A 20738-nucleotide genomic window follows, 5' to 3' on the forward strand; every position below is an offset into this window, starting at 1 on the left:
GTATCTTGTTTATTATAATTGGGAAAGACCTCATCAAGGTATTAATGGTAAAAAACCTATCGATATGGCCTCCCTAAACAACAAAAAATAAAAGCTAATTCTGTTACCGAATTACATAACCCTTACAATTGCGAGGTACGAAGCAATCTCTACGTAGGTTTTGCTTGTACTGCAATCAATGTCAGTCTGCTCTTGGGCGCAGTGCCCCATTACTTTTGAGGGCAAAAGTAACAAAACCCTTGTCCAGCAAAAAGGCTTCTCTGCCGCACGAGGCCTCTGCGCTGCAAAACGTGCAGAACTTAGGGCTGGAACTTTTGCCCCGCCGCTATTCCTTCCCACATGCAACAAGTTCCTATGCCCGCCTTTGCGCTCATGGCTACCACGTTCTGCACGTTTTCATCCGAAGCTGTTTTGCTGACGGGAAGATTGCCATACAACTATTCAGTCCTCAAACTATCAATAGGATTAGCCAATGCCGCTTTTATTGATTGATAGCTGATAGTTAAAAACGCGATCACTATAGCCATAAAACCTGCAAGCGCGAACATCCACCAGCTCATCTGGGTGCGGTAGGCGTAATTGTCCAGCCATTTGTTCATGGCCCACCACGCTACCGGGAAGGCTACTACTAAAGCGGCTGCTACCAGTTTAACAAAATCTTTAGCCAGCATGGCCACAATACCTGTAGCGCTGGCGCCAAACACACGGCGTACACCAATCTCTTTCAGGCGTTTTTGGGTAGCGAATGTTGCCAACCCGAAAAGACCGAGACACGATATGATGATGGATACCACAGAAAATACATTGAACAATTGGCCCATTTGCTGTTCGGCTGTGTAAAGCTTTGAAAGATCCTGATCAACAAAGCCGTACGAGAACGGAAAATTGGGATACACATCCTGAAAGTTCGCCTTTAGTTTGGTGATCACCTGTTGTATCTCTACCGGACTGGTACGCATTACCACATAACCACCGCGATTGGTGTGCTTTAATATGAGTGGCTCAATACCCTGCTGTATCGGCTTAAAATTAAAATCTTTTACTACGCCCACCACTTCGCCCGGCTGGTTATTGCTGCTTATTTTTTGACCGATGGCGTTAGCGGCCGTCATGCCCATTACTTTTACGGCGGTCTCGTTTAAAATGTAATTTGGCTCGTCGGCTTTGGAGTTATCAATAAAGTTTCTGCCGGCAATAATGTGCATGCCGAAGGTTTTTATAAAGTTTTCATCAATGCCTATGTGCGGAAAAACGGTTTGCTGCCGCGGATCTTTACCCGGCCATATTACGTTGGTAGTGCCCGTGGTAAGGTAAGTGGGCAGGTGCTCAATAATGGTATAATCGCCGGTGCCGGTATTGTTGCCGAGGGTGGCTTTGAGGGTTTGGTAATTATTACGTGTATCGCCGGTTTTGGGCATTTGCAGGTAAAGCAGGTTTTGCTTGTTAAAGCCAATATCGCGGTTGCGGATAAAATTGAGCTGACTGCTTACCACCAGCGTACTCACCATTAAAACTACCGAAACGGCAAACTGCGCAATCACTAAACCATTGCGGAAATAGTTCTTGTTCCCGCTCAATACTTTTACGCCTTTCAGCACCTTTATTGGTTTAAACGACGAAAGAAAGAATGCCGGGTAACTGCCCGATATTAAGCCAACCAAAGTAGCTATACCCAGCAGACTACCTATAAATTTGAGGTTAAGTAGATTAATGGATATGGATTTATTAGCCAGATCATTAAAAAACGGCAGCAGTAACAGGGCGGCACCAAGCGCGATAATTAAAGCCAGAAAAGCCAGCAATAACGATTCGCCCAAGAACTGGATGATCAACCGGAAACGCATGGCACCAATTGTTTTACGCAGCCCCACCTCTTTGGCCCTTTGTCCGGCAAGGGCTGTGGCCAGGTTCATGAAGTTGATGCAGGCGATGAGTAATATAAAAATGGCTACGAGCGTAAATATGTTTACATGCTGATTATTGCCCTGCCCGGCTACATCAAGCATCAAGCGCGATTTCAGGTGAATATCGCTAAGGGGTTGTAAAGTAAAGGTGCTTTTGGTGTGGGTTTTATCGTTAAGGGTATGTATTTCGGTTGTTTGCTTTTGCAGGGCAGCTATGGCCGACGGTGTGGCATTAAAGCGTTTGTCGAGTTCTACATAGGAGTAAACATCAAAGTTATCCCACACGTCCCCGTTCGATCGGTTGTATAATTCGATAGGCAGAAGCATATCAAACTGTAAGTGCGAATTGCGCGGCACGTCCTTCAAAATGCCTGTTACTACATAATTGGTACCGTTAATGTCGTTATCGGCATGTATCACCTTGCCGATGGCATTTACGCTGCCAAAATACTTTTTGGCGGTTGAGGCGGTAAGCACTACACCATCGGGTCGGGTTAATACAGTGGCTTTATCACCCTGTAGTAGGGGATAATTAAACATCTGCAAAAAGTTGGGAGCCGCATACAGCAGGTTTTTCTCATCAAACTTTCTGTTGCCTATGGTTATGAAAGTTTGTAGGGGTACTACCGTGGTGTAGCTTTTAACGGCGGGCACCTGCTGTTTTAACGTAGGGGCAACAGGCGGCGGCACAACGGCCACTTCTACATCTGATACCTTGGCGGTGAGGCGATAGATCTGTGCCGCGTTATCGTTAAAATTATCATAGCTGCGCTCATCCTGTACCCATAAAAAAATAAGGATACTACAAGTTAAGCCCGTTGCCAGGCCAAAAATATTAAGCACAGTAAACAGCTTGTGCCTTTTAAGGCTGCGGATGGCAGTAACAAGGTAATTTTTGAACATAACGGTTTCGTAATGATGGAAATACGTTATACAAGTGTCAAATTAAATGCCGTTTATTTATAGTGTTGTATGCCAGTGTTTTATATTGATTTTGTAGGTGCGCTGTGTTCGGTTGTGTTACAATGAAATGTGCGGTTATGGAGCAGTGATGTTGGGAAAACAAAAACAATGTCATTTCGAACGAGGAACGAGGAGAAATCTTCTTCATCAAACAAGTAACAGACATGCATGGCGAAGAAGATCTCTCACTGCGTTTCGAGATGACAACAGCTTCGTTACGAATCTTTTAGGTTATGAACGAGCTGTTGATCTTACCTATTGATACTCACTACTATTAAACTTTGTATCCAGCCAGTTAATGCGGTTAGTTAAATAAGTTTTCAAATACTGAACTTCTTTATCATAAGTACCCGCCACCTGAAATTCGCGGTATACTTTAAGCGATAATATATCCCACTTAATAAAATTGCGGCTTTGCGATACCGCCAGTTTTTTGGCCAGCGCATCAACGGTATTGGGCAGGGTATTGGTCTGCATTTTTAACTCGTTCCAACGGCTGCGGATCTTTTGCCTGAAAGCCGGGTCCTGCATCAGTCTGTCTATCCAGGTATGGGTATCGTGCCCGGCGTTGAACATCAGTTTGTTTACGGCATCGCCCAGGCGGTCGTCGTTATTGGCGGCTATGTCAAAATCCCAAACCGGACCGGTGTATATTTTATCGTCGTTACGTTTCTTGTACATGTACGTACTCCAAAATATATCCGAATTGCCCATTACTTCGTTCACCAGGTAATAATTCACATACGAGTCCACATCAAAATACTTGCGGTACCCATTAACCGGATCGGTAAAGTTATCGGCAAACAAGGCATCCTCAAATTTTTGAAAATGGTTGCTGATATAGTACTTCTGTTGCTGGTTGATAACATCTTCGTCAGGGTACTTAACCGTTATCGGCATCGACCGGCCTGTATAAAAATGTACCGGTTCGCCATCGGCAAAGCCATCCAGCTCTACTAAATAACCGCCCGAAATGTCAGGCATTGAAGTGGTGCCATCTGCCTGTTCCTCAATGTTTACCAGTGTTTTTCCTTCCTTAATTTGTTCGGTAAGCTGATAATTACCGGCGTATAACCCATTCACAAATACCTCAACATACCTCGAATTCGGCGTAAATGCCAATCCCGAATGCCTGCTCAATTCAAAAGCCAGTTCGTTACGCATCAGGGTTTTATCGGCATAGTTGGCCAGCAGTACCCAGTTCTTGCTTTCGGCCATGCCGAGCAGCCCGGCTTTTTTATCCAGCTTAATGCGGTAAGGTTTTTTAGGCATGTTCCAGGTTGAGTTGCCACGGCCTTTAATGGTGGTTTTACCCTCGTACAGGATAGTACCCGCTATATCGCCCGCAATTTTAATATTACCGGCAACGTAAACTTCCTTACTATCAATAGGCACACCATTGGTTGATATGTAAATGGCAGGCAGCCCTGTATCGGTAAACTTAATGGTGTAGGTTTTCTTGGTGCTGTCTTTAGCGGTGATGGTGTATTGTACCTTTTTGCTGTAGTCATTAGCGGTAACACCGCTTACCTGTACCTTGTTATTAACCGTAATTACACCGCCCTTAAAAGTAAATTCGGGTATCAACACCGATAGATCAGTTCCTGCAAAGGTGTTTACAAATACGGTGTCGCCCACTATGTTGCCGGTGATAGCCTGTTGTATCAGGAAGTTTTTTGTGGTCTTAAAAACAAAGGAATCAAGCGTTTTAACAATGTTTTCTTTAGGGGGCTCCGGCACTACGGGGTCAGGATCAACCTCTGTTGTTTTTTTTGAGCATGATGCCAGCAACAGCACCGGGAAAATAGCGTATAGCGCCAGTCGGTTAAAATTCAGCATTTTATTATTTAGGTTCAATTTTGGTTTAAAAACGGAGGAGGAATATTTGCCTAATGTATCAATATTTTCAGGTATTGCAAAAGAGGGGCGATTTTAGTGTTTACAACGACGGGTGCCTGCATTAAATACATGAATTAAACAGAACAGATGTTTCTTTGGGCGAAAGAAATGGCAAAAATGCCTCTACAGCCTGTAATCGGTGTTTTTGATGCTATAATGGGGAAATTCTACTCTTTTATTATGGCCTTTACCCAATTTGGATAAAGTGTTATTATAGAATGCGGGAATGGCTTATATGCTTAATTGTGAAATAGTTATAAATAAATAAAGCCTCCTTGCACTCGCTGCTTGGAGGCTTCAACCTAAACCTTATCACATGGTAAGTGGTTTAAACTTACCGGGGGCAAAACTAATACATTTAAGTGTTTATAATACACTATGTAACAAAATTTATATATTACTTAAAATCGGTAACCTATGGCAAGGCCTGCACGTATGCCTGCCCATGGCCCTTTAATATCCAACCGTGCGCCTTCGTTATTAACGGTGGCGGTACTTTTTGTAAGCGGTATATCCAAACTTTCAAGGCTCGATCTTAATTCGTCCTGTTCCTGCTGCGATAAAGCGGCTGTACCGGTGAGCTTTCCGCTTGATGTACCATAGCTCGGGCCGAAGATCCACCAGTCCAGATAAAACTGTTTGGGTAGTTTCCATTGCGCGCCTATCATTACACCGCCGGTAAAGGTTTTTAAATTACCGCTCATAAAAATAGATTTTTCGGTACCCACATTGGTTACGGCATCATAAACGGTATAATAGTAGGGGAGTTCGGCCGTGTAGTTGGAGATCTTGGCGAACGGCGCTATATAAAATCCCCTGAACACGCCCTTGCTGCCGGTATAAAACCTTACCTCGGGGGTAAAGGAGATATTGCCGGTTTTAAAGCCATCGAGCTGGCGCGAAGTTTCATCATCATCAATCAGTTTATCAAATGATGACTTGAACGGCAAACCCGATTTAGGCATGTACCGCACGCCCAGCGCTACCGATATTTTTTTACCCACCGCGCGCTCGTACTGTACCGAAATGTTTTTCAGCAGCAGGGCTGTTACATTCAGCTTAACGAGGTTTTTGGTGTTGGTAAAATTGGTGTCGGCAAAGGTGTTGATCTTTCTTTGGTATTGCGCTAAAAGGGTGCTTGTTGTGGTGCAAAGCGCAATCAGCATTACTAATGAAATTGTTTTTGTACGCATAGTTTTATGGGAAAGAGAAGGTTAACTAAACGCAATGATAACTCATTAATGCATAATTTTTTATACCTGTAAGTAGGTAAAAAGCGGACCGCAACAGTGTGCTTTGCTGCTACAGCCCGCATGGTAAATTAATTATGATGATCAGTTAATAGCTACAAACATGCCGCCTATAAAAACAACACTCAACGCTATATTAAAAAGGCCTATCAGCATTTTGTCATTATACTCGTTATGGGTATAACTGCCGGTGCGGGGCACTTTTAAATTACGTATTGTTATAAAGCCGTAAATGCCCAGGCCGATAGCGATAATACACATTGCCATAATGTACTCCAAAGGCAATTGGTTGAGGTTAAATGTTGCTGCCATAGTAATAGGGGATACTATTTTTTATTGTTGATTGATTTTAATTTATTCCACTTTGGTTACTTTAAACTCCGTACGACGGTTAAGCTGACGACCGGCCGGATTATCCTTACCGTTTGGCAGCGTATTAGGCGCTATCGGTTTGCTTTCGCCATAACCCTGCGAGGTGATACGGCTCGCGCTGATGCCTTTAGAAATGATATAATCTACGCAGGCCTTTGCACGTGCTTTTGATAGTTTCAGGTTATAAGCATCGCTGCCTTTTGAATCGGTATGGGCCGATAGCTCTACGCTGATCTTCGGGTTATCTTCCAAAACCTTAACCAAACCATCCAACACAGTTTTCGATGCCGGGCGAAGGGTGGCTTTATCATAGTCGTACAGTACGTTTTTGATCACTATTGGTGAATCAACCTCAAAAGCCTGCAAGCACACATCCGGACTATTCAGCGTATCATTACTCATACGCCCCGATTCGGGCACCGGCACCACTTTACTAAAGTATTTATCCTTTTCAAAACGCAGGTTGTACGGGCGTTTGGTGGTTACCTCAAAAGCGTATTTGGCGCTGGCATCGGTCACCACTTCTTTAATCACTTGTTTCGACAGGGAATCAATAAAGCTCACCTTTACACCGGCCAGCGGCGTATGCTTGTCACAGTCAATCACTAAACCTGCAACAACATGCCGCTTATCAAATGCCTCAAATATGCTAAGGCAGCAATCCGATTCCCTGTCAGAACTGATGTAGAACTTATTTTTATCGCTGCCTTCCGGAAAGAAATACAGATCATCCTTTGCCGAATTGATAGGATAGCCCATGTTCTTAGGCTTACTCCAGCGATCGGCATCCTTAAAGCTTACATAAAAATCAAACCCGCCGAGACCGGTAAAACCCTTCGAGCTGTATATCAATTTTTTAGCGGTTACGTCATAGTAAGGCGCCTGCTCATCAAAAGCGGTATTGATCACGGTGCCGAGGTTGGTGGCACTGGTAGGGCTGCCATCGTTACCAAGGTCGCTCACCCAAATATCATCGCCGCCCTGGCCGCCCGGTTTGTTCGATACAAAGTAAAGCTGCTTGCCATCGGTAGTTACAAATGGCTGTATCGAGTTAGAACCATCCGCGTTTACAAAAGTATTTAGCTTTTTCGGGGCGGTCCATTCATCCTTAACCCAATCGGTCATGTAAATGGCGTGGATAATGCGGCTGCCCTCTTTGTACCAGCGGGTAAAATACATGCGGTCACCGGTAGGGGTAAGGGCAGGGGTGCCGTATTCCAGCTCCTTAATATTGCTTTCGTCTTTCAGTATGATGATCTCCGGTTTCCCCGAAATACCTTTTGCCTGGTACAAACGGTTAATGTGCTTTTTATCATCCTTTGCGAAGCGCGACGAAGTGAACCAATAGTTATCGTCTTTTTTAATTACCGAATAATCAGAACCGTCAGAATTCCAGTCTCCTTTTTTCTTAACGGCATCTACCAGTATAGGGTATTGGTATTGCTCTTTGGCAAACTCGCAATTGGCTATTTCTTTTTTGGCGATGTCAATATATTTAGCTTCGCCTTTGTATGATGAGCTGAATTGCTGCAATTGTTTTATAGCGTCGTCAAAATGCTGATTAGCCCTTAAACACACGCCATACCACAGTTTGGCCAGCGGATACTTAGCCTCGGCACCCTCGGTCAATACCTTATTGTACCAGCCTTCGGCCTCCAGGTAGTTCTCGTATAAACGGTACGATTCGGCCAGTTGAAAGCTGATGTAGGCGCGGTCTTCCACCTTGCCTTTCTTCTCGTTCTTTTGGGTAGCATGGTAGGGGATGGCCGCCTGGGTAAGCATGTTCATACCGGTTGCCGCCTTTTTGTAGTAAAAAGCTGCCTCAAAGTAATCCTTATTACGAAAAGCCCGGTCGCCAAGTGTTTTAGTATCATCACCGCCATACTGCGCAAAGGCGGCGGATAGCATGCTGGAAATACATATAGTAAGTAATAACTTTTTCATATAGGTGATGGTTTATAGCCTTGGGCAAACAGGCTCGGGGCCTTGTATGCGTTTACGGAATACATAACTTAATGACAGCTCAATACCGCCGCGGCTGTTGGTAGCCGTGTTTAGTGCCGATGTGTTAAAATCATAACTGGCCCCTATAATGAGGCTGTTTACGTGATAACCCACATTGGCTACCGCGGCATCGTTCACCCGGTACATGGCACCCAGTATAAGGCCGTTATCGTTCTGCATCTTTATTTCGGTATAACCGCCAAAGGCCTTTATCTCACTCTTGTTCTGGCGCACGTAAATGGCATGGGGTATCAGGTCGAAAGATTCGCCTGCTTTAATGCGTATCCCCGCGTGCACGTTGTAGCGCAAGGGCAACTTGCTGTTAATGCCTTCAACCGCGAAGGGATCTTTACTGCGTGTGAGGTGGGCCACGCTCACGCCACCAAAGAAGTTGGCGGTGCTTGATGGATCGCCATCGTAATAAAATACACCCGCGCTGGCATCAAATACGGTAGCGCTGCTGCTGGCAAAGTTTTCAAAGTTGGGCATATTAGGGTTGTAACCAGTTGACGGATCGTACTGACTGCCCAGTTGCAGCTTGTTCATATCAAAGCTGCGGTTAATGATACCGGCCTGTACGCCGAAGTTCACCTTCTTATTACCATCTTCAGATACCGCGATGTTATAACCGAACGAACCATAAGCCGCGAAATAGTTGTAGCCCGCCGAACCTGCCGCCTGGTTAACAATATTAATGCCCACGCCAACCCTTTCGGTAGGGCGAAAGTCGGCAGATATGGCGCCTGTTTTATAGGCGTTGCCGATACTTGCCCACTGGCTTTTAAAGTTGGCATTGATACGGGTATCGCCGTTAAACACCCCGGTTAGCGCCGGGTTTAGCCATAGCGGATAAGCGTAATATTGCGAAAAGTGCGGATCTATTTGCGCTTTTAGCTGGCTTGCTGCCCCTAACTGGAGCAGCACAGCCAATGTGATTATTATTTTTTTCATCGTAGTAGAGTGATTGTTCCTTTTTTGTTAACTTTTTGTCCGTCAGTAGTGGTGGCATCCATGTAGTATACATACACGCCTACCGGTAGTCTGCTGCCCTTGAAGGTTCCGTCCCAACCATTACCCTGGTTGTTCGATTTAAAGACCAGCTCGCCCCATTGATCGTACACATAGAAGTTCACAGTTTGGATATTACTGCCATAAACCAGCAATATATCGTTGTTACCGTCGCCGTTAGGAGTAAAGGCGTTCGGTACAAATATTTCGCCGTTAGGCTTATCGGTAGTAAGGGTTACCGCGTTTGAGTTAGCGCTTATTTCGCAGGCACTGTTACCCAGAGCGCGCACGATCAGCGTTACCGCTGTATTAGGCTGCAGCCCTGTTGGCGTGTATACAAGCGCGTTACCTACACTGGTAAATGTTTGCCCGTTATCGGTACTTATCTCATACTCGGTAGCGCCCGGTACGCTGTTCCAGTTAAAGGTGACGGTGGTTTTTGTAACCGCGCCCGCTGTAACAATTGGCGCTTGCAGTGCCTGTACCACATCAACGGTAACCGCGGTGCGGGTAGTTGACGCGCATCCGCCGGTATTGCTCACGGCTTCAACATAGTAAGTTGTTGCCGATGTAATGGCTCCGGTGGTAAAGGTATCACCGGTATGTATAGGGGTGCCGCCGGTGGCAACATCGTACCAGTTAATGGTGATGCCAGTGTTGGCCACCGCGTTAATGGTAGTAGTTTCACCCGGACAAACAGCTGTACTTTGCGCGTTAGCCTGTGGTGCAGGTGGAGCCGGTGTTACAGTTACCGGTACTGCTGTACGTGTAGCCGATGTACAACCACCTGCGGTAGCTGCCTCTACATAATAAGTAGTATTAGCGGTAAGCACCGGTGTTACAAAACTTGCCCCGGTGAATATGGCTGTTCCGCCTGTAGCGGCAGTGTACCAGTTATAAGTTACACCCGCCTGCGGATTAACCACATCCAGCGTTATCGCTGTATTGTTGCAGGTGTTTTGGTTGCCGTTGTTAGCTACTGCCGGTGCTGTTGGCGCGGCGGTAACGGTTACCACTACGGTTGCCAGTGCAGCGCTGGTACAGGTACCTCTCGATGCTTCCAGGTAGAAGGTGGTAGTGGCGTTAATTGCCCCGGTGTTGAAGGTGGTGCCGGTAGCCAGCAGGTTGGTCCTGTTGGCATCGCCATACCATTTATAGGTAACATCCTGTAAAGGCGAACTTACCGAAAGCGTAGTGCCGCTGCCTGCGCATACCGATGCTGTAGCATTGGTAGGTACCGGTGTTGATGGCGGTTGCGTAACGGTTACGGTAATAGCGGTGCGGGTGCTTGACGCGCAACCTGTCGCTGTTGTTGCCTCTACATAATAAGTAGTAGTAGCGTTAAGGGCAGGAGTGGTGTAAGTAGCTCCGCTGAACACAGGTGTGCCGCCATTAGCCGCTGTGTACCAGTTAAAGGTTACGTTAGGTGTGGTGCTGGTAGCAGTAAGCGTTGCGCCGCTGCCGCCGCATACCGACGGTGTAGTTGAGCCGCCCTGCGCGGTTACCACCGGAGCTACCGGTAACGGATTAACAGTTACTGTAACCGCTGCTCGACTTGACGAAGCACATCCGCCGTTGGTATTTACAGCTTCTGCATAATAGGTAACGTTACCGGTTAAGGCTGCGGTTGTAAAGCTTGGCCCTGTGAATACCGGTGTGCCGCCTGTCGCGGTAGTATACCAGTTATAGGTTTGGTTAGCATCCGGATTTTGGATTGCCAGTGTAACCGTGTTGCCGGTACAGGTTTGCGCGGTATTGCCGCCTGCTATAACCGGTATATTTGGTGCAGGTAAAACAGTTACCTGCGCGGTAGCTACGTTATCGCTCACACAACCCGAAGCATTGGTAGCCGATACATAGAATGTAGTATTTACATTGATCGGATCGGTTACGAAAGTGCTGCCGGTATGTACCAGGTTAGTTAAGGCAGGTGAATCGTACCATTTGTAAATGATACCCGCCACCGGCGAACTGATAGCTAATGAAGCCGTAGTGCCCACGCAAACTGACGCGGTGTTTGATGCCAGTGTTGGATCGGCAGGTAGCGCGTTCACGGTAACAGTTATCGATGTGCGTGCCGATGATGTACAATTGCCTGCATTGGCAGCTTCTACATAATAAGTAGTATTGGCTGTAAGCACCGCGGTGTTGTAAACCGTACCGGTGAACAGTAAAGTACCATTAGTAGCCGCGCTGTACCACCTGTAAACCAAATTGGCTTGCGGATTAGTAATGCTCAATGTAGCGGTAGTGCCGGCACATATACCCGCGTTACCGCCTGCCACTTGTACTTGCGGTGGTGTAGGTATTGGCAATACGGTTATAGCGGTAGCGGTCCTGGTAGTGCTGATGCAGCTGGTGCTGCTCACGGCTTCTACATAGTAGGTAGCATCTGCTGTAATATTACTTGCGGTGAACACAGTCCCGGTGAATACCGGTGTACCGCCTGTAGCCGCGGTGTACCAATTGTAGGTAGTGCCTGCAACCGGGTTATTTACGCTGATACTTATAGTGCCGCCATTACAGATCTCGCTTGTTGTAGCGCTAAGGGTAGGGGCAAGCGGCAGTGTGGTTACATCCACATCAACCTGTGTGCGTCCGCCGTTGTTAACGCAACCGCTCAAGGTATTCGATGCTTCAACAAAGAAACTGGTGCTGGCAGTGATGTTGCCTGTAGTATAAGTAGGACCGGTGAATACAGCCGTGCCGCCTGTTAAGCTGGTGTACCATTTGTAGGTAACGCCTGCTTCCGGAGTAGCAACCGCTAAAGTAGCCGGGCTACCCGCGCAAACTTCTACATTGGCCAGTTGTACACCCGGTTGAGCCGGACGCGCGTTAACCTTAATAGTGGCTTGTGCACGTGCAGGGCTGGTACAGGTACCGTTGCTGGTTTCGGCATAGTAGCTTACGTTAGCAATTGGCGATACGGTATAGCTTGCACCTGTAAATAACAGCGTGCCGTTGGTAGCCGCGTTATACCATCTTACAGTCGCGCCGTTGGCGTTGGTTACGGTAAGTGTAACGGTTTCACCCGCGCATATCTCTAAATTGTTTTGTGCCAGTGTTGGCGTAACCGGTGATGGTGTTACGTTAACCGTAGCCGCAACGCGGTTAGGGTTAGGGCAGGTACCACGGCTGCTTTCTACATAATAAGTAGTGGTAGCCTGTACATTGGTAGCGGTAAAGCTGGTACCTGTAAATACAGGTGAGCCGCCTGTTGCCGCGGTATACCATCTGTAGGTAACACCCGCGCGGGCATTGCTCACGGTAAAGGTGGCATCGCCGCCAGAGCAAATGTTTACGGTATTGGCTGCCAGTACCGGTTGCTCAACACGTTTGCTGGCGTAGTAAATGTTAAGGGTATTAAACACGGCTGCAACAACGCTGTTCAGGCGTACTTCAACCCTGTCGAACGCGGCACCCGGGGCAAACTTAACCAGGGCGGTTTGTTCACCGGCCAGTAATTGTATGCTGATGAGATTGTTGCTCAGGTTAATGCGGTCGTTGTTGTCGTTAGCGCCGTTGAACGATCCTATCGAGATCCTGTTCAGTACACCTACATTCGCTAACGAAGCAGGTACGCTTAAACGAACAGTCACGGTATCGCCCACAATACCCGGCGAATCGAATATCAGTTTTTGAGCGGCATAAGAACCAAGCACGCTTACAGGCAAATTCAGCTGACTGAAGTTGGTGATGTTTTGATCAACCGCGTCGTCAGGTGTGGTAACAACGCATCCTACACAAGGTAATAAACTTACTACCTCGTTAGTTTGGGTCGATGCGAAATCGCAATCGGTAGCGAATATAGGATTAACCGTAATGGTAACCGCTGTACGCTGTACACTGATACAACCGCTCGACGCGATGCTGGCTTCTGCATAATAAGTGGTTGTTGAAGTAAGCGCCGGTGTAGTAAATGCAGCGCCGGTAAATATGGCGGTGCCGCCTGTAGCGGTAGTATACCATTTAAAGGTTGCACCTGCTGTGGTTGATGACGCGGTAAGCGTAGCTGTTTGGCCCGATGTTACCTGTTTGTTTATAGGATTAACAGTTACCGTAGCGTTGGCCGGAGTAGGGTTAACCTGTACGTCGGCTTTGGCACGGGTGCTGCTTACACAACTGCCTGATGCTGCTTCTACATAGTAAGAGGTAGATGCGGTAAGTGCAGGCGTAGTGAATTGCGGGCCGGTGAATATTGGCGTACCACCTGTTGCGGCAGTGTACCAGTTAAAGGTTACACCCGGTTGGGTTGAGGTAGCTGCCAGAACAGCTGATGAACCTGAACAGGTTTCAACAGGAGTTTGTGAAACTGTTGGTGTCAGCGGTGTTTGTGTTACCACGGCATTAACCTTCGTTCTTGAAGAACTACCACAGCTACCCGAATTAGCTTCAACATAATAAGAAGCGTTAGCATTAAGTGCAGCAGTAGTAAACTGGGTCCCGGTGAATATAGGGGTACCACCTGTAGGCGCAGTAAACCAGGTAAAGGTAACCCCTGTAACGGCCTGTGCGGTAAAGGTAGCGGTCTGCCCGGCGCAGATGGTGACATCGGTAGCAGCCACGGCAGGCGGCACCGGCACCGGTGAAACGGTAACGGTAGCCGGGGTACGTACGCCCTGCACACAACCGGTAGCGGTGCGTGTAGCCTCGGCATAATAAGTCGTATTGTTGTTAAGTGCAGGGGTGTTGAACACCTTACCTGTAAACACAGGCGAACCGCCTGTAGCCGAAGTATACCATTTCACGGTCACATAATCAGGTGCTGTAGCGGTAAGTGTAGCCTGCGAACCCTGGCAAACAGCAGTGCTGGCCACGGCGATCACCGGCGCAGCCACGGCCTGTGAGGCATCATAGATATTCAGGGCGTTGAAGACCCCGGCCAATGAAGAGTTCAAACGGATCTCGACGCGGTCGAAATCGGCGGCAGCCTTAAAGGCGACGCGGAAACGGCTTGCCCCGTCCAGTAAGCGGATAGAAAGCAAAGCGCCGTTCACACTGAAGCGGTCGTTATTAAAAGTAGTACCGTTATAAGTAGCGATGCCGATCTGCGACAATACATTCACGTTGGCCAGTGTACCCGGTAAACCCAGTTCCACCACCACGCTGTCACCGGCGCGGCCTGTACCGGCAAAGCGGAGGGTTTGCTGTGCGTAAGCGTTGAGCAAACCGACAGGCACATCCAGGCGTGAGAAGGTATTGCGGTCGTTATCGATAGCGCCGGCATTGTTGCTGATAGAACAGCCTAAACAAAGCAGACCGTTGATATCCGAAGTTTCAGCGATAGCGGCATCGCAAGGTACCGGTGAAGAAGCGATATTGTTCACGTTCACCACACCGGCAGCACGCGTAGCCGACTTGGCGCCTGTAGCGGTCACTACGGCTTCGGCATAATAAGTAGTATTGGCAAAAACGGCAGGCGTATTAAATACCGGGCCGGTAAAGATGCTGGTACCACCGGTAGGGGCAGTATACCAGTTGAACACGGTACCCGGCGTGGTAGACGAAGCGGTAATGGTAGCCGAAGTACCCGGGTTAACGGCTTGCACAGGCGGGTTAACAGCCACATCCGGGATGACGATCGGTGTAACGGTAACGGTTACCACGGTCCTGTCGGGGTTAACACAGCTGCCTACAGATGATTCGGCATAATAAGTAGTATTGGCCGATAAAGCAGGAGTAACAAAGGTATTACCGGTAAACACCGGCGTACCACCCGAAGCAACGGTATACCACTTAATAGTAGCGTTGTTACCTGCGGAAGCGGTAAAGGTGGCGGTCTGCCCGCTGAAGATAGCGGCGGTAGACGGCACCACGACCGGTTTAACCGGCGGATCGTTCACGAGCACCTGAACGGGGTAACGTACACTGCCCGCGCAACCATTACGGCTGTTCTCCACATAATAAGTAGTGTTGGCGGTAAGTGCAGGCGTAGTAAAGTTAGCGCCGGTAAACACAGGCGAACCACCTGTAGGTGCAGTATACCAGTTAAAGATACCGGCAGACGGCGAAGTAATATTGATCTGCGCGGTGCTGCCTTTACAAATTTCAGGCGCGAGCGGGTTAAACACCGGCGCGGCGTATTGCTGAATGGCGTAAAATACGTTCAAAGAAGTCAGCAAGGTAGCCACCCCCGAAGTGAGTCTGATGGTCACGCGGTCATAAGCGCCTGTGGCAGGCACAGAGATGGCATAATGGTTACCTGCCCCTAACAGGCGCAGTTTGATCAGGGCGTTATCCAAACTATAACGAACCACTTCGTTAGCCCCATTATAGAGGGCTACTTCGATATGGCCGAGCACACCCACATCGGCTAAGGCGACAGGAGCCTGTACCACGATGCGTACGGTATCACCGCTTACGCCGGGTTGCTGAAAGCGGAGCTCCTGTTCGGCGAAGCCGCCCAGCAGTCCTGCCAGCACGTGGATGGAAGAAGCGGTAGTGGTATCAGCATCAATGGCGAGGTTGTTAAGGTCTACCCCGCAACCGATACAGATGCCGTTGACATTGCTCGACTGTTCTTTAGCGAACACGCAGGGCGAATTGTTATCAATGGTTACGCTGATGGTTACCGGTGTACGGCTAACCGAGGTACAACCTGTAGCATTGGCAGCACCCACATAATAGGTAGTATTGGTGAACAGCGCAGGTGTGGTAAAGGTAGTCCCTGTATGTATTGGTGTTGCCGCGTTGGCCGAGGTGTACCAGTTGTAGGTGGTATTGGCTTGCGCGTTAGTAACGTTTAAAGTAGCGGTTTGCCCTGCCTGTATACTTGAACTGGCTGCGGTAACAACCGGGTTAGCAGGAGTAGGGTTTACCACGGCATTAACCTTAGTTCTTGAAGCGCTACCACAGCTACCCGAATTAGCTTCAACATAATAAGAAGCGTTAGCGTTAAGCGCGGCAGTAGTAAACTGGGTCCCGGTGAATATAGGGGTACCACCTGTAGGCGCAGTAAACCAGGTAAAGGTAACCCCTGTAACGGCCTGTGCGGTAAAGGTAGCGGTCTGCCCGGCGCAGATGGTGACATCGGTAGCAGCCACGGCAGGCGGCACCGGCACCGGTGAAACGGTAACGGTAGCCGGGGTACGTACGCCCTGCACACAACCGGTAGCGGTGCGTGTAGCCTCGGCATAATAAGTCGTATTGTTGTTAAGTGCAGGGGTGTTGAACACCTTACCTGTAAACACAGGCGAACCGCCTGTAGCCGAAGTATACCATTTCACGGTCACATAATCAGGTGCTGTAGCGGTAAGTGTAGCCTGCGAACCCTGGCAAACAGCAGTGCTGGCCACGGCGATCACCGGCGCAGCCACGGCCTGTGAGGCATCATAGATATTCAGGGCGTTGAAGACCCCGGCCAATGAAGAGTTCAAACGGATCTCGACGCGGTCGAAATCGGCGGCAGCCTTAAAGGCGACGCGGAAACGGCTTGCCCCGTCCAGTAAGCGGATAGAAAGCAAAGCGCCGTTCACACTGAAGCGGTCGTTATTAAAAGTAGTACCGTTATAAGTAGCGATGCCGATCTGCGACAATACATTCACGTTGGCCAGTGTACCCGGTAAACCCAGTTCCACCACCACGCTGTCACCGGCGCGGCCTGTACCGGCAAAGCGGAGGGTTTGCTGTGCGTAAGCGTTGAGCAAACCGACAGGCACATCCAGGCGTGAGAAGGTATTGCGGTCGTTATCGATAGCGCCGGCATTGTTGCTGATAGAACAGCCTAAACAAAGCAGACCGTTGATATCCGAAGTTTCAGCGATAGCGGCATCGCAAGGTACCGGTGAAGAAGCGATATTGTTCACGTTCACCACACCGGCAGCACGCGTAGCCGACTTGGCGCCTGTAGCGGTCACTACGGCTTCGGCATAATAAGTAGTATTGGCAAAAACGGCAGGCGTATTAAATACCGGGCCGGTAAAGATGCTGGTACCACCGGTAGGGGCAGTATACCAGTTGAACACGGTACCCGGCGTGGTAGACGAAGCGGTAATGGTAGCCGAAGTACCCGGGTTAACGGCTTGCACAGGCGGGTTAACAGCCACATCCGGGATGACGATCGGTGTAACGGTAACGGTTACCACGGTCCTGTCGGGGTTAACACAGCTGCCTACAGATGATTCGGCATAATAAGTAGTATTGGCCGATAAAGCAGGAGTAACAAAGGTATTACCGGTAAACACCGGCGTACCACCCGAAGCAACAGTATACCACTTAATAGTAGCATTGTTACCTGCGGAAGCGGTAAAGGTGGCGGTCTGCCCGCTGAAGATAGCGGCGGTAGACGGCACCACGACCGGTTTAACCGGCGGATCGTTCACGAGTACCTGAACGGGGTAACGTACACTGCCCGCGCAACCGTTACGGCTGTTCTCTACATAATAAGTAGTGTTGGCGGTAAGGGCAGGCGTAGTAAAGTTAGCGCCGGTAAACACAGGTGAACCACCAGTAGGTGCAGTATACCAGTTAAAGATACCGGCAGACGGTGAAGTAATATTGATCTGCGCGGTGCTGCCTTTGCAAATTTCAGGCGCGAGCGGGTTAAACACCGGCGCGGCATATTGCTGAATGGCGTAAAATACATTCAAAGAAGTAAGCAAGGTAGCCACCCCCGAAGTGAGGCGGATGGTCACACGGTCGTAAGCGCCAGTGGCAGGCACAGAGATGGCATAACGGTTACCTGCCCCTAACAGGCGCAGTTTGATCAGGGCGTTATCCAAACTATAACGAACCACTTCGTTGGTGCCATTATAGAGGGCGACTTCGATATGTCCGAGCACACCCACATCGGCTAATGCGACAGGAGCCTGCACCACGATGCGTACGGTATCACCGCTTACGCCGGATTGCTGAAAGCGGAGCTCCTGTTCGGCGAAGCCGCCAAGCAGTCCTGCCAGCACATGGATAGAAGAAGCGGTAGTGGTATCGGCATCAATGGCGAGGTTGTTAAGATCTACCCCGCAACCGATACAGATGCCGTTGACGTTGCTCGATTGTTCTTTAGCGAACACACAAGGCGAGTTGTTATCAATGGTCACGCTGATGGTCACCGGAGTACGGTTAACCGAGGTACAACCTGTAGCATTGGCAGCACCCACGTAATAAGTAGTGTTGGTGAACAGTGCAGGCGTGGTAAAGGTAGTCCCTGTATGTATTGGTGTTGCCGCATTGGCCGAGGTGTACCAGTTGTAAGTAATACCAGTTTGGGCATTGTTTACAATAATGGTTGTAGTTTGCCCTGCTGCAATAGTAAGGCTGTTGGCCGCCAGTATTGGATTGGCAGGTTTAGGCTGAACGGTAACGGTGGCGTGAGCACGTTGCCCGCTGGCACATCCCGTAGCGTTTTCGGCTTCAACATAATAATTCGCATTAGCGGTTAAAGCCGGAGTGGTAAAATTAACGCCAGTAAATAAAGGAGTGCCACCGGTCGCTGTGCTATACCATTTATATATAATGCCGCTAACAGGTGATGCCACCGAAAGGGTAGCTACATCGCCCGAGCAAACAGATACATTGGCAGCGGTGAGTGTTGGGTTGGCCGGTAAGGTGCTTACAGTAGCGGTTACCAGGGTACGCGCAGTACTTACGCAGGTACCGCCGGCAACGGCTTCGGCATAGTAATTAGTATTGGCTGTAATATTAGGGGTAGTAAAAGTATTGCCTGTAAATACCGGCGAACCACCTGTAGGGGTAGTGTACCAGTTGATAGTAACCCCCTGCACGTTTTGAGCCGCAAATATGGCCGGCTGACCGGGACAAACGGTTACGTTATTATTGGTGATAACCGGCGCGGCGGGGATCTGGTTTACGGTGATGGTTACCGGCGCGCGTTCGGAGGCATCGGTACAACCGGTGCGTGAGGCCGCTACATAATAAGTGGTAGTGGTTGTTAAGGCCGGGGTAGTAAAGTTGTTGCCGGTAGCTACGGGTGTGCCGCCAGTTTCCTGAGTGTACCAGTTAAAGGTTGTATTAGGTACGGCAGTTACCGATAACGCTACCGTACTGCCCGCGCAGGTTTGTACATTACTTACAGTAGCATTGTTGAACCTGATAACAGGCCGTGGTATTAATCGCTGCGCTTCGTACAGATCGAGGGTGGAAAGTACGTTGGCTATGCCGCCGCCCAGTTTCAGTTCAACACGGTCGAATGTTTTGGTGGGGGCATAAGTTACGGTAACACGCCTGCGGTTATTGCTCAGATCGAGCAGGCGCAGGCTTAATAAAGCCGAATTGAGTAATTGTTCATCATTATTACTAACGTTACCTGTATAAGAAGTGAGGGTTATGCGGGTAAATACACCTGCATCAATCAATGCCTGCGGCAGCGAAAGCGTTAACCGTACCGAGTCGCCGATAACGGATGATTGATTGAAGATGATGGTTTGCTGCGCGTAAGCACCTAACAGGCCTACCCCTGCATTTAAGGTAGATGCCGTATTAAGGTTGCCATCTATCGCCCGGGCCGGGTTGGCTACACCACCTACATTAAGCCCAAGGCCTAACAGGGCCGATGATATACCGTGCAGTTCATCAACAGCGGTATTACATAAGGCGGGCGCATTACCAGTATAATAACCATCATATATATATAACGAGCTTAGCAATGCTACCAGGCCGCCATGCAGGGTAACCCTGATGCGGTCGAAAGAAGCGGTTGGCGTAATGCTTACCTCAAACTGGTTATTACTGCTTAAGGCGCTTAACAAAGTAGGCGCTGCATACTCGGGACCAACGGGAGATGTGCCGTTAAAAGCTTGTATGGATACCCTGCCAAGCGCGGTAAGGTCAACCAAATTATCGCCCGTGCCCAGTTTAAGGCGAACCTGCGTATTGGCCACAGGCTTGTTGGCGTCAAAAATAACCTCCTGCGCGGTTTGCGAACCTATGCCCACAAATACGCTGAGTACCGATGTCGTTTGCGGGTTTCCGTCGGTAGCAAGCTCGGGGTTAAGTACGCCGCAACCCACACAAATACCGCCAACAGCCTCGGCGTGTTTATCGGCATAAATGCGTTGCGCGTGAATATTTGTTGACAAAAATAGCAACAGGAACATGGCGACGATGCCCCTGACCAGAGATGTAGAAATTCCCATATGTGGTTTATTATAAGGTAGAATGAACTGTAAGTTACTCGACTAAAATTACCATGAGTGTTGTGAATAAGGCAGATACACTTTGTTCACTTAATTAATAATACAGGTAGCCGTTCAATATTTCCGGATGCTGTTCATTTTGTTCATTGTTCATTTTGTTCATTTTCGATTGAAAACGAGGCGTATATTGTAGAATCAACAAAAAGCTTTGTTTAAAGCACGTAAACAAGGTTTTTGAATATATT

The 20738-nt window shown here is 48.6% G+C and carries 7 protein-coding genes; all 7 read right to left on the minus strand.

The window, feature by feature from the left end; all coding sequences use genetic code 11:
* Positions 1–437: 437 nt before the first annotated feature.
* Positions 438–2807, minus strand: a complete 2370-nt coding sequence (locus ABD894_RS26005) for an ABC transporter permease (RefSeq protein WP_345214025.1) — start codon at positions 2805–2807, stop codon at positions 438–440.
* A gap of 315 nt (positions 2808–3122) precedes the next feature.
* Positions 3123–4706 (minus strand): CotH kinase family protein, encoded by a 1584-nt coding sequence (locus tag ABD894_RS26010; protein ID WP_345214026.1) that lies wholly within the window; start codon positions 4704–4706, stop codon positions 3123–3125.
* A gap of 461 nt (positions 4707–5167) precedes the next feature.
* Positions 5168–5959 carry a DUF3575 domain-containing protein gene (locus ABD894_RS26015; RefSeq protein ID WP_345214027.1) on the minus strand — a complete coding sequence of 264 codons (792 nt, stop codon included), beginning with the start codon at positions 5957–5959 and terminating at the stop codon, positions 5168–5170.
* A 141-nt stretch (positions 5960–6100) separates the two neighbouring features.
* Positions 6101–6328, minus strand: a complete 228-nt coding sequence (locus ABD894_RS26020) for a hypothetical protein (RefSeq protein WP_345214028.1) — start codon at positions 6326–6328, stop codon at positions 6101–6103.
* Between the two features lie 42 nt (positions 6329–6370).
* On the minus strand, positions 6371–8332 hold the full coding sequence (locus tag ABD894_RS26025) for an OmpA family protein (RefSeq protein WP_345214029.1): 1962 nt from the start codon (positions 8330–8332) through the stop codon (positions 6371–6373).
* A gap of 12 nt (positions 8333–8344) precedes the next feature.
* Entirely contained in the window at positions 8345–9343 is a 999-nt protein-coding gene (locus tag ABD894_RS26030; RefSeq protein ID WP_345214030.1) for a PorP/SprF family type IX secretion system membrane protein, read from the minus strand.
* Complete coding sequence (locus ABD894_RS26035; protein WP_345214031.1) at positions 9340–20493, minus strand: Ig-like domain-containing protein; 11154 nt, start codon at positions 20491–20493, stop codon at positions 9340–9342. Before ABD894_RS26035 ends, ABD894_RS26030 begins: the two co-directional genes overlap by 4 nt.
* Positions 20494–20738: the final 245 nt, after the last annotated feature.

Source organism: Mucilaginibacter gynuensis (assembly GCF_039541195.1).
Taxonomy (GTDB): domain Bacteria; phylum Bacteroidota; class Bacteroidia; order Sphingobacteriales; family Sphingobacteriaceae; genus Mucilaginibacter; species Mucilaginibacter gynuensis.

Bases quoted from the DNA above. Each gene is read 5' to 3' on its own strand.
- ABD894_RS26025 (WP_345214029.1), bottom strand. From the start codon at position 8,332: ATGAAAAAGTTATTACTTACTATATGTATTTCCAGCATGCTATCCGCC.
- ABD894_RS26010 (WP_345214026.1), bottom strand. From the start codon at position 4,706: ATGCTGAATTTTAACCGACTGGCGCTATACGCTATTTTCCCGGTGCTG.
- ABD894_RS26030 (WP_345214030.1), bottom strand. From the start codon at position 9,343: ATGAAAAAAATAATAATCACATTGGCTGTGCTGCTCCAGTTAGGGGCA.
- ABD894_RS26005 (WP_345214025.1), bottom strand. From the start codon at position 2,807: ATGTTCAAAAATTACCTTGTTACTGCCATCCGCAGCCTTAAAAGGCAC.
- ABD894_RS26035 (WP_345214031.1), bottom strand. From the start codon at position 20,493: ATGGGAATTTCTACATCTCTGGTCAGGGGCATCGTCGCCATGTTCCTG.
- ABD894_RS26015 (WP_345214027.1), bottom strand. From the start codon at position 5,959: ATGCGTACAAAAACAATTTCATTAGTAATGCTGATTGCGCTTTGCACC.
- ABD894_RS26020 (WP_345214028.1), bottom strand. From the start codon at position 6,328: ATGGCAGCAACATTTAACCTCAACCAATTGCCTTTGGAGTACATTATG.